Origin of the sequence: Streptomyces xanthii (assembly GCF_014621695.1) — a bacterium.
Classification (GTDB): domain Bacteria; phylum Actinomycetota; class Actinomycetes; order Streptomycetales; family Streptomycetaceae; genus Streptomyces; species Streptomyces xanthii.
Genome location: NZ_CP061281.1, coordinates 977,399 through 990,828, shown reverse-complemented (window position 1 = coordinate 990,828; position 13,430 = coordinate 977,399). Strand labels below are relative to the sequence as shown.

General features: G+C 74.4%; 13 protein-coding genes. 12 read left to right on the top strand and 1 reads right to left on the bottom strand.

Annotation, left to right across the window (positions count from 1 at the left end; translation table 11 throughout):
* The first annotated feature begins 9 nt into the window (after positions 1-9).
* The 12 genes from IAG42_RS04820 to IAG42_RS04765 all read left to right on the top strand — a co-directional run bounded on the left by IAG42_RS04820 (position 10) and on the right by IAG42_RS04765 (position 12,559).
* Positions 10-1,218, top strand: a complete 1,209-nt coding sequence (locus tag IAG42_RS04820) for a serine hydrolase domain-containing protein (protein WP_188335767.1) — start codon at positions 10-12, stop codon at positions 1,216-1,218.
* A 39-nt stretch (positions 1,219-1,257) separates the two neighbouring features.
* Positions 1,258-1,962 (top strand): TetR/AcrR family transcriptional regulator, encoded by a 705-nt coding sequence (locus tag IAG42_RS04815; RefSeq protein WP_188335766.1) that lies wholly within the window; start codon positions 1,258-1,260, stop codon positions 1,960-1,962.
* A 156-nt stretch (positions 1,963-2,118) separates the two neighbouring features.
* Positions 2,119-2,943, top strand: a complete 825-nt coding sequence (locus tag IAG42_RS04810) for an IclR family transcriptional regulator (RefSeq protein WP_188335765.1) — start codon at positions 2,119-2,121, stop codon at positions 2,941-2,943.
* Between the two features lie 81 nt (positions 2,944-3,024).
* Positions 3,025-3,891, top strand: a complete 867-nt coding sequence (locus IAG42_RS04805) for an alpha/beta fold hydrolase (protein ID WP_188335764.1) — start codon at positions 3,025-3,027, stop codon at positions 3,889-3,891.
* Between the two features lie 109 nt (positions 3,892-4,000).
* Positions 4,001-5,185, top strand: coding sequence for an acyl-CoA dehydrogenase family protein (locus IAG42_RS04800; RefSeq protein ID WP_188335763.1), 1,185 nt, complete (start codon positions 4,001-4,003; stop codon positions 5,183-5,185).
* A gap of 15 nt (positions 5,186-5,200) precedes the next feature.
* Positions 5,201-6,856 carry an AMP-binding protein gene (locus IAG42_RS04795; RefSeq protein WP_188335762.1) on the top strand — a complete coding sequence of 552 codons (1,656 nt, stop codon included), beginning with the start codon at positions 5,201-5,203 and terminating at the stop codon, positions 6,854-6,856.
* A gap of 29 nt (positions 6,857-6,885) precedes the next feature.
* Positions 6,886-8,052 carry an acyl-CoA dehydrogenase family protein gene (locus IAG42_RS04790; protein WP_188341189.1) on the top strand — a complete coding sequence of 389 codons (1,167 nt, stop codon included), beginning with the start codon at positions 6,886-6,888 and terminating at the stop codon, positions 8,050-8,052.
* Positions 8,049-9,011: a bifunctional MaoC family dehydratase N-terminal/OB-fold nucleic acid binding domain-containing protein gene (locus IAG42_RS04785; protein ID WP_188335761.1), complete on the top strand. Its 963-nt coding sequence runs from the start codon at positions 8,049-8,051 to the stop codon at positions 9,009-9,011. Before IAG42_RS04790 ends, IAG42_RS04785 begins: the two co-directional genes overlap by 4 nt.
* Positions 9,011-10,111 (top strand): acyl-CoA dehydrogenase family protein, encoded by a 1,101-nt coding sequence (locus tag IAG42_RS04780; protein ID WP_188335760.1) that lies wholly within the window; start codon positions 9,011-9,013, stop codon positions 10,109-10,111. The genes IAG42_RS04785 and IAG42_RS04780 overlap by 1 nt, the downstream gene beginning before the upstream one ends.
* A complete protein-coding gene (locus tag IAG42_RS04775; RefSeq protein ID WP_188335759.1) occupies positions 10,108-10,548 on the top strand; it encodes a MaoC family dehydratase in 441 nt (146 codons plus the stop codon). Before IAG42_RS04780 ends, IAG42_RS04775 begins: the two co-directional genes overlap by 4 nt.
* Positions 10,545-11,729 carry a lipid-transfer protein gene (locus IAG42_RS04770; protein ID WP_188335758.1) on the top strand — a complete coding sequence of 395 codons (1,185 nt, stop codon included), beginning with the start codon at positions 10,545-10,547 and terminating at the stop codon, positions 11,727-11,729. The genes IAG42_RS04775 and IAG42_RS04770 overlap by 4 nt, the downstream gene beginning before the upstream one ends.
* A complete protein-coding gene (locus tag IAG42_RS04765; RefSeq protein ID WP_188335757.1) occupies positions 11,726-12,559 on the top strand; it encodes a MaoC/PaaZ C-terminal domain-containing protein in 834 nt (277 codons plus the stop codon). Before IAG42_RS04770 ends, IAG42_RS04765 begins: the two co-directional genes overlap by 4 nt.
* Here the strand turns inward: IAG42_RS04765 and IAG42_RS04760 are convergent.
* Positions 12,524-13,426 carry an endonuclease/exonuclease/phosphatase family protein gene (locus IAG42_RS04760; protein ID WP_223205859.1) on the bottom strand — a complete coding sequence of 301 codons (903 nt, stop codon included), beginning with the start codon at positions 13,424-13,426 and terminating at the stop codon, positions 12,524-12,526. The genes IAG42_RS04765 and IAG42_RS04760 overlap by 36 nt on opposite strands.
* Between the last annotated feature and the right edge of the window lie 4 nt (positions 13,427-13,430).

The window sequence follows — 13,430 nt, the reverse complement described above, 5'->3', positions numbered from 1 at the left end:
GCGGGCGCGATGCGCGGCACGAAGAGGAACCGGGCGGTCGCGGGAGCCGCCGCCGTGGGCCTGGCGGCGGGTGCCGCCTGGCTGTGGCGCAACCAGGGGACGCTCGCGATGTCCCGGCCGGTCAACGAGTGGACGTTCACGCACATGGCGGCGCTCATGCCGACCGACACCGTGACCCGCGCCGCGACCCCGCACCCCCTCCCGCGCCGCCCGCTCGCGCTCGACGTCACCTACTCCCACGGCGGCCGCACCCGCACCCTCGACGAGCTGCACCGGCGCACCTGGACCACCGGGTTCGCCGTGCTGCACCGCGGCGAGCTCGTGCACGAGTCCTACCCCGGCCGCTTCGCCGGTCCCGACGCGCGCTTCCAGCTCTTCTCCGTCACCAAGTCCGTGACCTCCCTGCTCACCGGCATCGCCCTGGAAGAGGGCGCGCTCGACGGCCTGGACCGCACCGCGGTCTCGCTCGTGCCCGAGCTCGCCGGATCCGCGTACGACGGGCCGACCGTCGGCGACCTGCTCGACATGTGCAGCGGCGCCGGCGGCGTCGAGGACTACGCGGACCCGCACGCCCCCATCAGCCGGTTCGAGCGGGCCGTCACCGGCGGCGGCTCGGTCCTCGACGTCATCCGCTCCCTGCCCCGCACCGCCGAACCGGGGACGGTCTTCAACTACTCCACGCTCGACACCCAGGTCCTCGGCTGGGCCCTCGAAGCGGCGACCGGCACCCCGCTGGCCCGCTACGCGACCGAGCGCCTGTGGCAGCCGATGGGCGCCGAGCACGACGCCCACTACTTCCTCACCCGGGCCCGCCCCCGCACCGCACTCGGCGGCGGCTCCCTCAACGCGTCGGTGCGCGACCTCCTCCGGCTCGGCGCCCTGCTCGCCGCCGGAGGCAAGCGCGACGGACGCCAGATCGTGCCCGTCGACTGGATCGAGCGCGGCCGCACCCCCGGGCGCCCCCACCTCCAGGCCGGCGCCCTCGGCCCCGACCTGCCCGGCCACTACGGCTACACGAACCAGTGGTGGACCCTCGGCGGCCCGCACCGCGCGTTCACCGGGCGGGGCATCTACGGCCAGTACCTGTGGATCGACCCGGCCGCCGACGTCGTGATCGTGAAGACCGGCGCCTGGCCCGTCGCCGACGACGACGCGCTCGACGCCGAGACCGTCGCCGCCCTGACCTCGCTCGTGACCTGGCTCGACGCCCGCGACTGACCCCACGGGCCGTCGGGCCCGGTCGCTAGGATGACCGGCATGACGCAACCGGGGACGCCCGAGGGGACCGGGCCCCGCGCACGGCGCGGCCGCCCCCCGAGCACGTCGCTCAACCAGCAGGTCGTCCTGGACGCCGCCCTCGCCCTCGTCGAGCGCGAGGGCCCCGACGCGCTCACCCTGCGCCGGCTCGGCGCGGACCTCGGCGCCAACCACACCGCCGTGCTGCGCCACTTCTCCGGCAAGGACGAGATCCTGCGCGGCCTCGCCGAGCGGCTCATCGAGGAAGCTCTCGAAGGGTTCGCGCCCGCCGGCACCTGGCGGGCCACGCTGGAGTCACTGGCCCGCCGGGTCCGGGCCGCCTGCCGCGCCCACCCCCAGGTCGCCGTCCTCGTCGCCTCCCGCGTCTCGCGCCGCACCGCCGAGTTCCGCGGCGCCGACGTCGTCATCGGCGCCCTGCGCCAGGCCGGCTTCGACGACCGCGAGGCCGCCCGCTACTACCGCTCCCTGGTCCAGACGGCGCTCGCCGTCTCCTCGTACGAGGCCGCGTTCGCCGCACTCGACAGCGGGGCCCGCGAGGGCGACCGGCTCGCCTGGCGCCGCGAGTACCTCGCCGTACCGCCCGCGACCTACCCCCATCTCGCCGCGGCCGCCCCCTACTTGGCCGAGGCGGACGAGGACGACCAGTTCGAGACGACCCTCTCCCTGCTCCTCGACGCGGTCGAACTCCGGGCCTCCCGCACCTGACCCGACGCTCTCCGCGCCCCTGTCCCGCTGAGTGGGAAAGCGCGTTGCGGGCACCTTCCTGCGGTCCTGGCCCGCTGCTAGAACTCGGAAAACGGACGCCGTTTCAGGCCGGCGTTCCACCGCCCCGCACCCCGCACTTTCCGCATGGAGGGCCTCATGACGGTTGTCGACGCCGAGCCCGTGGCGCAGGCGCCCGCGCGCCGGGAGCTGCCGCCGTCCATGGTCGAGCGCATGACGCTGATCATGGACGCGTTCACCGACCGGACGACCCGGCTGACCCTGGAGGACGTGGCACGCCGCACCAGCCTGCCCCGCTCCACCGCCCACCGGATCCTCGAACAGCTCGTCCGGCTCCGCTGGCTCGATCACACCCGCTCCGGCTACGGCCTCGGCCGCCGCGCCCTCGGGCTCGGCGGCGACGGCGCCCACGCCGACATCCGCTCGGCCGCCGCCGGCCGCCTGCACGAACTGCAGATCCGCACCGGACTTGTCGTCCACCTCGCCGTGCTCGACGAGGCGGAGGTGCACTACCTCGACAAGGCCGGCGGCCGGTTCGCCGCGAACGTGCCCTCCTGGGTCGGCGGCCGCGTGCCCGCCCACGCGACCGCGCTCGGCAAGGCCATGCTCGCCGGCCTCGAACCCGAGGAGGCCGAGGCCCGCCTCGACTCCGTCCGCGAACGCCCGCCCGCCCGCTCCGTAGCCGTCCCGCCGAAGCTGCACCAGGAGCTGAACCGGATCCGGCGCCGCCAGGGCATCGCCTTCGAGTACGGCGCCTACTTCCCCGGCATCGCCTGCGTCGCGGCGCCCGTGCAGGGCCCCGCGGGACCGGTGGCGGCGATCTCCCTCGCGGGCGAGGTCCGGGCCCCGCTCGACCGCGTCGCCCCGCTCGTCCTCGACGCCGCCCGGCAGGTCTCCTGCGACCTGTACCCGGGCCCCGAGCGGGCCGCGAATCCCGGCCGGCCGGACGCCCCGTCCCGCTGATCGGGACGGCCCCGACCGCTGGGCCCCCGCCCCTGGCACCGTTCGCGCTGTCGACCGAAGGAACCGGCGGAGGCGAGGCACATGACGGAGCTGACCCACGAGTCCACCTTGCGTGAACTCGTCACCGAACAAGGAGTGTTGCGTTACCACGAGGCCGGGGACGGGCCGCCGCTCGTCCTTCTGCACGGCTCGGGCCCCGGCGTCACCGGCTGGCGCAACTACCGGGGCAACCTCGCCGCGTTCGCCGAGCACTTCCGCTGTCTGGTCCTGGAGCTGCCCGGCTTCGGGGTCAGCGACCCGGTCGAGGGCCACCCCATGGTGACCGCGCCCGCGGCCCTGGAGCGGTTCCTCGACGCGCTGGGCCTCCAGCAGGTCGACCTCGTCGGGAACTCCATGGGCGGCATCGTCGGCACCCAGTTCGCCCTGAAGCACCCCGACCGGGTCCGCCGCCTGGTCACCATCGGCGGCATCGGCCGCAACCTGTACAGCCCGGGCCCCGGCGAGGGCATCCGGCTGCTCAGCGAGTTCACCGACGACCCCACCCGCGAGGGCCTGATCCGCTGGCTGCGCTCGATGGTGTTCGACCAGAGCCTCGTCACCGAGGAACTCGTCGAGGAACGCTGGCAGCTGGCCGTCGCGCCCGACGCGCTCGCCACCGCCCGCTCCATGTACGGCAGCGCCGCGTTCGCCGCCATGGCGGCCGCCGCCGCGGCCTCCGACGAACCCCCGTACTGGGCCGTGCTCCACCGCCTGAAGGCCAAGACCCTCATCACCTGGGGCCGGGACGACCGGGTCAGCCCGGTCGACATGTCGATCGTGCCGATGCGCACCATCCCGGACGCCGAACTCCACGTGTTCCCCGACTGCGGGCACTGGGTGATGATCGAGCAGAAGGCCGCCTGGGAGAGCGCGGTCCTCGCCTTCCTGACCCGCAAGGACACGGCCTGACCGTGGCCGGCACGGCCTGAACGCGGGCCGTCCCGCCCGGCCGCCGGCGGCGCCCCGCGCCCTTCTCTCCCCCCTTCACCCGCCTTTCGCAAGGAAGTAGTGATCCGCCATGCCCAATCCGGTTCTGGACGCCGTCGTCGAGCGCGCCGAGGAGATCAGCGCCCTCGGTCCCGCCAACGAGACGCTCGGCCGCCTCGACGACCAGGCCGCCAAGGCCCTGCGCGAGACCGGCGCCATCCGCATGCTCCAGCCGAAGACGCACGGCGGACTCGAGCTGCACCCCCGCGAGTTCGCCGAGACGATCATGAAGATCGCCTCCTGCGACGGCGCGACCGGCTGGGTCTCCGGTGTCGTCGGCGTGCACCCCTGGGAGATGGCCATGGCCGACCCCAAGGTGCAGGACGAGGTGTGGGGCACCGACCCCGACACCTGGATCGCCTCCCCGTACGCGCCGATGGGCCTGCTGCGGCCGGTCGACGGCGGCTACGTCTTCAACGGGCACTGGCAGTTCTCGTCCGGCACCGACCACTGCGACTGGATCTTCCTCGGCGCCTTCCTCGCCGACGAGGACGGCGCCATGCTCCAGCCGCCGCGGGCCATGCATGCCATCCTGCCCCGCGCCGACTACGAGATCGTCGCCGACTCCTGGGACGTCGTCGGCCTGCGCGGCACCGGCAGCAAGGACATCGTCGTCCGCGACGCCTTCGTCCCCGAGTACCGCGTCATCGACTTCCAGGACGTCATCGACGGCCGGCTCGCCAAGGAGCGCGGCCTGACCAACCCGATGTACCACCTGCCGTTCTCGGCCGCGTTCCCGCTCGGCATCACCGCCTCCGTCATCGGCATCTGCGAGGGCGCCCTCGCCCACCACCTCGCCTACCAGCGCGACCGCGTGCAGATCACCGGCACCGCCGTCCGCGACGACCCGTACGTCCTCTACGCGGTCAGCGAGGCCGCCGCCGAGATCGCCGCGTCCCGCTCCGCGCTGCTCGACAACGTCTGCCGCGTGTACGACATGGTCGAGGCGGGCGAGACCGTCGACTTCGCCCGGCGCGCCGCCGGACGCCGGATCCAGACCAGCGCCGCCTGGCGGGCCGTGCGCGCCGTCGACGAGATCGTGGCCCGCTCCGGCGGCAACGCGATGCGCAACGACAACCCCCTCCAGCGGTTCTGGCGCGACGCCCACGTCGGCCTGACGCACGCCATCCACGTGCCCGGCTCCGTCTACCACGCCGCCGCGCTGACCGACATCGGCGTCGAGCCCCCGCAGGGCCCGATGCGCTCGATGATCTGAACCGGGGACCGAGAGGTGACCCACGACACCATCGCCGACCTGCTGCTCGCCCGCACCGGCGACACCCGGCCCGGACTGCTCACCCGCGAGCGGACCTGGACCTGGGACGAGGTCGTCCGGGAGAGCGCGGCCCGCGCCGCGCTCGCCCGGACCCCGCGCGCCGAAGGGCCCTTCCACATCGGCGTCCTGCTCGACAACGTGCCGGAGTACCTCTTCTGGCTCGGCGGCGCCGCCCTCGCCGGCGCCGCCGTGGTCGGCATCAACCCGACCCGGCGCGGCAGTCACCTCGAACAGGAGGTCCGGCACACCGACTGCCGGCTCATCGTGACGGACCGCGCCGGGCGCGCGCTGCTCGACGGGCTCGACGTCGGCGTACCGCCCGAGCGCTTCGTCCTCGTCGACGACCCGGCGTACGCGGACCGGGTCGCCGCCCTCGCGGCCGAGCCCGCCCGCGACCCGGCCGTCGACGCGACGACCCGGATGCTGCTCCTGTTCACGTCCGGCACCACCGGCGCCTCCAAGGCGGCGATCTGCTCACAGGGCCGCCTCGCCGGCCTCGGCCACGCCAACTCCGCCAAGTACGAAGTGACCCGCGACGACATCTGCTACTGCCCGATGCCGCTCTTCCACGGCAACGCGCTGATGGCCCTGTGGGCGCCGGCCCTAGCCGCGGGCGCCGCCGTCGCCCTCACCCCGAAGTTCTCCGCGTCCGGATTCCTGCCCGACGTACGGCACTTCGGCGCCACCTTCTTCACGTACGTCGGCAAGGCGATCGCCTACGTCCTCGGGCAGCCCGCCCGCGACGACGACGCCGACAACCCCCTCACCCACGCCTTCGGCACCGAGGCGTCCCCCGAGGACAAGTCGGCGTTCCTGAGCCGCTTCGGCTGCCGGCTCGTCGAGGGCTACGGATCCAGCGAGGGCGCCGGCATGCTGAAGCAGGCGCCCGGAGGGCCCGCGAGCGCGCTCGGCGTGCCCGCGCGCGACGGCGTGCGGATCGTCGACCCGGAGACCCGCGCCGTGTGCCCGCCCGCCCTGCTCGACGCCCACGGCCGGGTCCGCAACCCCGAGGAGGCCATCGGCGAGATCGTCGACACCGAGGGTGCCGCCCGTTTCGAGGGCTACTACAAGAACCCCGCCGCCAACGCCGAACGCGTCCACCACGGCTGGTACTGGACCGGTGACCTCGGCTACGTCGACGAGGCCGGCTACTTCTACTTCGCCGGACGCTCCGGCGACTGGATCCGCGTCGACGGGGAGAACACCTCCGCGCTCCTCACCGAGCGCGTCCTGCGCCGCCACCCCGACGTACTCGCCGCGGGCGTCTTCGGCGTCCCCGACCCGCGCAGCGGCGACCAGGTCATGGCCGCGATCGAGATCCCCGAGGGCACCGGCTTCGCAGCGCTGAAGCTGCCCGATTTCCTCGCCGGACAGGAGGACCTCGGCACCAAGGGCGTCCCGCGCTACGTCCGCGTCTCGCACGCCCTGCCCGCCACCGGGTCCAACAAGCTCCGCAAGAAGGAGATGCAGTCCGAGGGCTGGCGCACCGCCGACCCCGTCTACCGCTGGACGGGCCGCGGCGCACCCGCGTACGCGCTCATGACGGACGCGGACAAGGCGGCGCTGCGCGAGGAGTTCCTGGCCAACGGCCGCGCCCGCTTCCTGCCCTGACGAGAACCGACACGCGAGTGGAGAACGAGATGGACCTGCGCGAGAGCGCCGCACAGCGCGCACTGCGCCGGGAACTGCGGGCGTACTTCGCGGCCCTGCTGCCCGAGGACGAGCGGCGCAGGGCCGGCGAGGAGGGCGTGGGCGGCGGCCGGTTCCGCGAGGTCGTGGCCCGGCTCGGCGCCGACGGCTGGCTCGGCATCGGCTGGCCCGTCGAGTACGGCGGCCAGGGCCGCTCCGCCGAGGACCAGTACGTGTTCTTCGACGAGGTCCAGCGGGCCGGGCTGCCCTTCCCGTTCGTCACCGTGAACACCGTCGGCCCGACGCTCATGGAGTACGGCACCGAGGAGCAGAAGAAGCGGTTCCTGCCCGGGATCCTCGCCGGCGAGACCGTCTTCGCCATCGGCTACACCGAGCCCGGCGCGGGCACCGACCTCGCCTCCCTCACCACCCGGGCCGTCCGCGACGGCGACGACTTCGTCGTGGACGGCGCCAAGATCTTCACCAGCGGCGCCAACACCGCCGACCACATCTGGCTCGCCGCCCGCACCGACCCGGACGCGCCCCGGCACCGCGGCATCTCCGTGCTCATCGTGCCCACCGACGCCGAGGGCTTCTCTTGGAGCCCGATCCGGACCGTCGGCGGCATGACCGTCACCGCCACCTACTACAGCGGCGTCCGCGTCCCGGCCGACTCCGTCGTCGGCGCGGTGCACGACGGCTGGCGCCTGATGACCGCCCAGCTCAACCACGAACGCATCGGCCTCGCCGCGCTCGGCGGCCGCACCCTCCAGCTGTGGCAGCAGGTCCTCGACTGGGCCAAGGGCAACGGCACGGCCGAACTGCCCTGGGTCCGCCAGGAGTTCGCCCGCACGCACGCCCGTCTCGAAGCGATGCGCCTGATGAACTGGAAGATGACCGACGCCGTCTCGCGCGGCGCCCTCACCGGCGCCGACGCGGGCCTCGCCAAGGCGTACGGCACCGAGACCCACATCGACGTCCAGCGGTCCCTGAGCCAGATCCTCGGCGCGGCCGGACGGATCCGCCCCGAGTCACCGGGCGCCGTGCTCGCCGGGCAGGTCGAGCAGCTGTCCCGGCAGAGCATCGTCAACACCTTCGGCGGCGGCGTCAACGAGGTCCTGCGCGACATGGCCGCCACCCAGGGCCTCGGCCTGCCCCGCGAGAGGCGCACCGCATGAGCACCGAGCCGGACAGCGCGTACGAGGCCCGCCTCCAGGCCTTCACCGGACGCGTCCTCAGCGATCCCGCGCCCGGCCAGGACCCCGTGAACCAGCCGATGATCCGGCACTGGGCCGAGGCCATGGGCGACACCAACCCCGTCTACACCGACGCGGCAGCCGCCCGCGCCACCGGCCGGGACGGTGTCGTCGCCCCCGCCCCGATGGTGCAGGCCTGGACGATGCGCGGGTACACGGCGACGGTCGCGCCGCGACCCGGGCGCAGCGGGGCCGACGCGCTCGCCGACCTGCTCGACGAGGGCGGCTACACCTCCGTCGTGGCGACCGACTCCGAGCTGGAGTTCGTCCGCGAACTCGTGCCCGGTGACGAGGTGTCCGTCGCCGAGGTCGTCGAGTCGATCTCCGAGGAGAAGCGGACCGGCCTCGGCGCGGGCCGCTTCGTCACGACCCTCAGGACGTACCGCGACGGGCACGGCGAGGTCGTCGCCACCCAGCGCTGGCGCACCCTGCGCTTCCGCCCCGCCGCCCCCGGCACGGCCCGCCCGCCCCGCGCCCTGCGCCCGCGTCCGGCGGTCAACCGCGACAACGCCTTCTGGTTCGAGGCAGCCAAGGATCACCGGCTGCTCGTCCAGCGCTGCGCCGACTGCAAGGTGCTGCGGCATCCGCCCGGCCCGTGCTGCCCGCACTGCGGCTCCCTGGACTGGGACACCGTGCAGGCCTCGGGCCGCGGCCGCGTCCACAGCTTCGCCGTCAACCACCACCCGCGGCACCCGGCGTTCCAGTACCCGCTGGTCGTCGCCCTCGTCGAACTCGACGAGGGAACCCGGCTGATCACCAACCTCACCGGCATCGCCCCCGAGGACGTCGAGATCGACCTGCCCGTCGTCCTCGACTGGCTCGACGCCGACCCCGACCTGTCCCTGCCGGTGTTCCGGCCCGCCACGACGGAGGCCCGCTGATGGATTTCTCCCTGGGAGAAGAACTCGAAGCCCTGCGGGACCTCGCCCGTGAGATCTTCGACGACCGGGCGACCCCGGACCGGCTGCGCGCCGTCGAGACCTCCGAAACCCGCACCGACGAGGAGCTCTGGCGGACCCTCGCCGCGTCCGGCCTGCTCGCCGCCCCGCTGCCCGAGGCGGCCGGCGGCGCGGGCCTCGGCCTGCCCGCGCTCTGCGTGCTCCTGGAGGAGCAGGGCCGCCGCGTCGCGCCCGTCCCGCTGTGGCCCGTCGTCCTCGGCGCCCTGACCCTGGCCGCCCACGGCGGCTGTCCGCCGCTGTCCTCCCTCGCCGACGGCAGCACCCGAGTCACGCTGGCCCTGGAGGAGTTCGGGCCCGCCGACCCGCGCGACCCCCGGACGACGACGGCCCGCCCCGACGAGGACGGCTGGCGGCTCGACGGGTCCAAGGCCGTCGTCCCCTCACCGGCCGGCGCCGGGCACGTCCTGGTGAGCGCCGCCACCGACGCCGGACCGGGCCTGTTCCTGCTCGCCGCCGACGCGCCCGGCGTGACCTGGACGCCCGCCGAGACCACCACCCACGACCTGAGCGCCCACCTCGACCTCGCCGGCGCCCGCGCCCGGGCCGTCGGAACACCCGGCGACGGCGTCGTGGAGCGGCTCGTGGACCAGGCGTCCGTCGCGCTCGCCGCACTCCAACTCGGTGTCGCGCAGGGCGCGTTGGCACACGCCGCCACGTACCTCGCGGCGCGCGAGCAGTTCGGCCGCCCCCTGGCCACGTTCCAGGCCGTCCGGCACCAGCTCGCCGACTGCCTCATCGACATCGAGGCGATGCGCGTGACCCTGTGGCAGGCGGTCACCGCGCTCGCGGACGGGGAAGGCGCCGAGCAGGCCGTGCTCGTCGCCAAGTGGTGGGCCGGGGACGGCGGCGCGAACGTCGTGCACCGGGTCCAGCACGTGCACGGCGGCCTCGGCGTCGACACCGACTACCCGGTCCACCGGCACTTCCTGTGGGGCCGGCAGCTCTCCACCACCCTCGGCGGCCCCGGCGCGGGCCTCGCCCGGCTCGGCGACCTCCTCGCCGCGCAGGAGGTGCCCGCGTGACCGCCCCGGCCGCCCCCACCCGGACGTACGACGACGTGACGGTCGGCGAGGCACTGCCGCCGCTGGAGATCCCCGTCACCCGGAGCCTGATCGTCGCCACCGCGCTGGCGAGCCGCGACTACCAGGACGTGCACCACGACCCCGAACTCGCCCGCGCGCGCGGTTCGAAGGACATCTTCATGAACATCCTCACCACGAACGGCCTCGTCGACCGGTACGCAACCGGCTGGGCCGGACCGGGCGCCGTCGTCCGCGCCCTCCGCATCCGCCTCGGCGCCCCCAACCACCCCGGCGACACGATGGTGCTGACCGGAACCGTCGTCACCAAGACGGACGCGGACCGGCGCGTGGAGATCGCGGTGCGCGGCACCAACAGCCTCGGCGCCCACGTCACCGGCACCATCGCCCTGTCCCTCCCGGCCGGAGCCCCGCGGTGACCGGCGCGAGCCCGCTGTCGGGCCGCGCGGCGATCGCCGGGATCGGCGCCACCGAGTTCTCCAAGGCCTCCGGACGCAGCGAACTCCGGCTCGCCTGCGAGGCGGTGCTCGCCGCGCTCGCCGACGCCGGACTCACCCCCGCCGACGTCGACGGCCTCGTCACCTTCACCGCCGAGACCAACTCCGAGATCCACGTCGCCCGCAACACCGGCATGGGCGAGGTCACCTTCTTCTCACGCATCGGCTACGGCGGCGGCGCCGGCTGCGGCACCGTGCAGCAGGCCGCCATGGCCGTAGCCACCGGCGCCGCCGAAGTCGTCGTCTGCTACCGGGCGTTCAACGAGCGCTCCGGCGAGCGGTACGGGCTCGGCCAGGCCGACCGCGTCATGGACACCAGCGCCGACCGTGCCGCGTACGCGTGGATGACCCCCTTCGGGCTCAACACGCCCGCCCAGTGGGTCGCCCTGTTCGCCCGCCGCTACCTGCACGAGTACGGGGCCACCAGCGAGGACTTCGGCCGCGTCGCCGTCGTCGACCGCAAGCACGCCGCGACCAACCCCGCCGCCTGGTACTACGAGCGGCCCATCACGCTCGCCGACCACCAGGCCTCCCGCTGGATCGCCGAACCGCTGCGGCTGCTCGACTGCTGCCAGGAGACCGACGGCGGCCAGGCCCTCGTCATCGTCTCCGCCGAACGCGCCCGCGACCTGCCGCACCCCCCGGCCGTGATCCGCGCCGCCGCGCAGGGCCTCGGCGACGACCAGCACATGATGACCAGCTACTACCGCCCCGAGATCAGCGGCATCCCCGAAATGGGCCTGGTCGCCCGGCAGTTGTACGCGCAGAGCGGGCTTAGCCCCGACGAGGTCGACGCCGCGATCCTCTACGACCACTTCACCCCGCTGGTCCTGCCGCAACTGGAGGAGCTCGGCTTCTGCGGCACCGGCGAGGCCAAGGACTTCATCGCCGACGGCCATCTCGAACTCGGTGGCCGGCTGCCCGTCAACACGCACGGCGGCCAGCTCGGCGAGGCCTATCTGCACGGCATGAACGGCATCGCCGAGGGGGTCCGCCTCGTGCGCGGCACCTCCTGCAACCAACCCGACGGCGTCGGCCACGTGCTCGTCACGGCCGGCACCGGCGTCCCCACCAGCGGTCTCGTCCTGGGAGTCGACCGATGAACGCACCCGTGTCCGAACTGACCGGCGCCGACTGGCGCGGCCACGCCCTCGGCACCCGCACCGTCGCCTACGCCGAACGCGACGCGATCCTCTACGCGCTCGCCGTCGGCGCCCGCGCCGACGAGCTCGACCTCGTCCACGAGGACCGGCTGCAGGTCCTTCCCACCTTCGCGCTCACCCTCGCCCAGTGGGCGCCGGACGCCCTCGGCTCGGCGGGCGCGTTCGACGTGACCACCGCCGTCCACGGGGCGCAGCGCCTCACCGTGCGCCGCCCCCTGCCGCGCAGCGGCGAACTCACCATGTCGGCACGGGTGTCGGAGGTGTGGGACAAGGGCGCCGCCGCCGTCTACGAGGTCGAGGTGGAGAGCGAGTTCTTCGTGGCGACCTGGTCCCTGTTCGCCCCGGGGCGCGGAGGCTTCGGCGGCGAGCGCGGCCCCTCCGTGCCGCGCCCGTCCGGCACCGCGCCCGACCACCGCGTCACCGTGCCCACGCACGCCGAACAGGCCGCGCTCTACCGCCTGCTGGGCGACCGGCACGCCATGCACATCGACCCAGCGGCCGCCCGCGCCGCCGGCATGCCCCGTCCGTTCCTGCACGGCCTGTGCACGCTCGCCGCGACGACGCTGCCGCTCGCCCGCACCCTGGGCGCCCACCCCGCCGACCTGGAGACCCTGGAGGCCCGCTTCTCGGCTCCGGTGTTCCCCGGCGACCGGCTGATCGCGGAGTGCCGGACGGACGGCCCGCGCGCCCTGACGTTCACCGCGGCCGACGCGGAGCGGGGGAGCGCGGCCCTGTCAGGAGGCCGGGTCGCCTTCCGCACCGCGGACTGAGCCGGGCGCCGTCCGTAAAGCCGGCCCGAGGTCGGCGTGGACGGCGTCGTGGTCCGAGTACCGGCTCGGATGGACCCCGTGCCCGCGCGCCGCGATCCCGCGCAGGAAGACGTAGTCGAAGGTGCTGTGCCAGTCCGTCGTGGTGGCACAGTCCGTCGTGGGGGAGGGGCCGCACTCGGGCGCGGCGTTCCGGGCCACCTTCCACATGGGGCGCAGCTCGGACGAGCCGGGCACGGCGTTGAAGTCGCCGAGCACGATCGCGTGCGCGTACCGCGAGACGGCCGCCGCGAGGAAACGGACCTGGCCCGCCCGGACCGGCGCCTGGCTGCGCTGGGCGAGATGCGTGTCGAAGACGCGGACCCGCCGGCCGCCCACCTCGGTGGTGACGGCCAGATAGCCGCGGTCCTCGGAGCCGCCGTCCGGGTACTCCACGCTCCCGCGCCGCGTCATCGGCTGAGCCGACAGGATCGCCTGCCCGAAGCCGCCCGCCCGCCACGGCAGCCCGCCGCAGCGCCCCCAGTTGCGCAGCACCGGCCCGTACGCCACGTGGTAGCGCAGCCCGTACAGGCGCTCCAGATGGGCGCGGATCCGCTCGACGTCCCGCGCGCACGCCTCCTGGAAGCCGATGACCTGCGGCGCGTACGCGGCGATGTGCGCGGCCCGGCCGACGGCGAGTTCAGGGCCGCCGCAGGGATTGCACAGGTTCCACGTCATGACCCGGCCCTCGACGACGGCCGTGGGCGCGCCCGGCGGCAGCGCGGGCCGGGCGACGAGCGTCCCGCCGGGCGCGCTCGGACCGAGCAGCAGCAGGGCGAGCACGCACAGCACGACCGCGAGCGGCCGCCCGCGTCCGAGGGACCGGGACACTTCG

Excerpts from the sequence above, each read along its gene's own strand:
- IAG42_RS04820 (WP_188335767.1), top strand. The coding sequence starts at position 10 with ATGCGCGGCACGAAGAGGAACCGGGCGGTCGCGGGAGCCGCCGCCGTG.
- IAG42_RS04815 (WP_188335766.1), top strand. The coding sequence starts at position 1,258 with ATGACGCAACCGGGGACGCCCGAGGGGACCGGGCCCCGCGCACGGCGC.
- IAG42_RS04810 (WP_188335765.1), top strand. The coding sequence starts at position 2,119 with ATGACGGTTGTCGACGCCGAGCCCGTGGCGCAGGCGCCCGCGCGCCGG.
- IAG42_RS04805 (WP_188335764.1), top strand. The coding sequence starts at position 3,025 with ATGACGGAGCTGACCCACGAGTCCACCTTGCGTGAACTCGTCACCGAA.
- IAG42_RS04800 (WP_188335763.1), top strand. The coding sequence starts at position 4,001 with ATGCCCAATCCGGTTCTGGACGCCGTCGTCGAGCGCGCCGAGGAGATC.
- IAG42_RS04790 (WP_188341189.1), top strand. The coding sequence starts at position 6,886 with ATGGACCTGCGCGAGAGCGCCGCACAGCGCGCACTGCGCCGGGAACTG.
- IAG42_RS04785 (WP_188335761.1), top strand. The coding sequence starts at position 8,049 with ATGAGCACCGAGCCGGACAGCGCGTACGAGGCCCGCCTCCAGGCCTTC.
- IAG42_RS04780 (WP_188335760.1), top strand. The coding sequence starts at position 9,011 with ATGGATTTCTCCCTGGGAGAAGAACTCGAAGCCCTGCGGGACCTCGCC.
- IAG42_RS04765 (WP_188335757.1), top strand. The coding sequence starts at position 11,726 with ATGAACGCACCCGTGTCCGAACTGACCGGCGCCGACTGGCGCGGCCAC.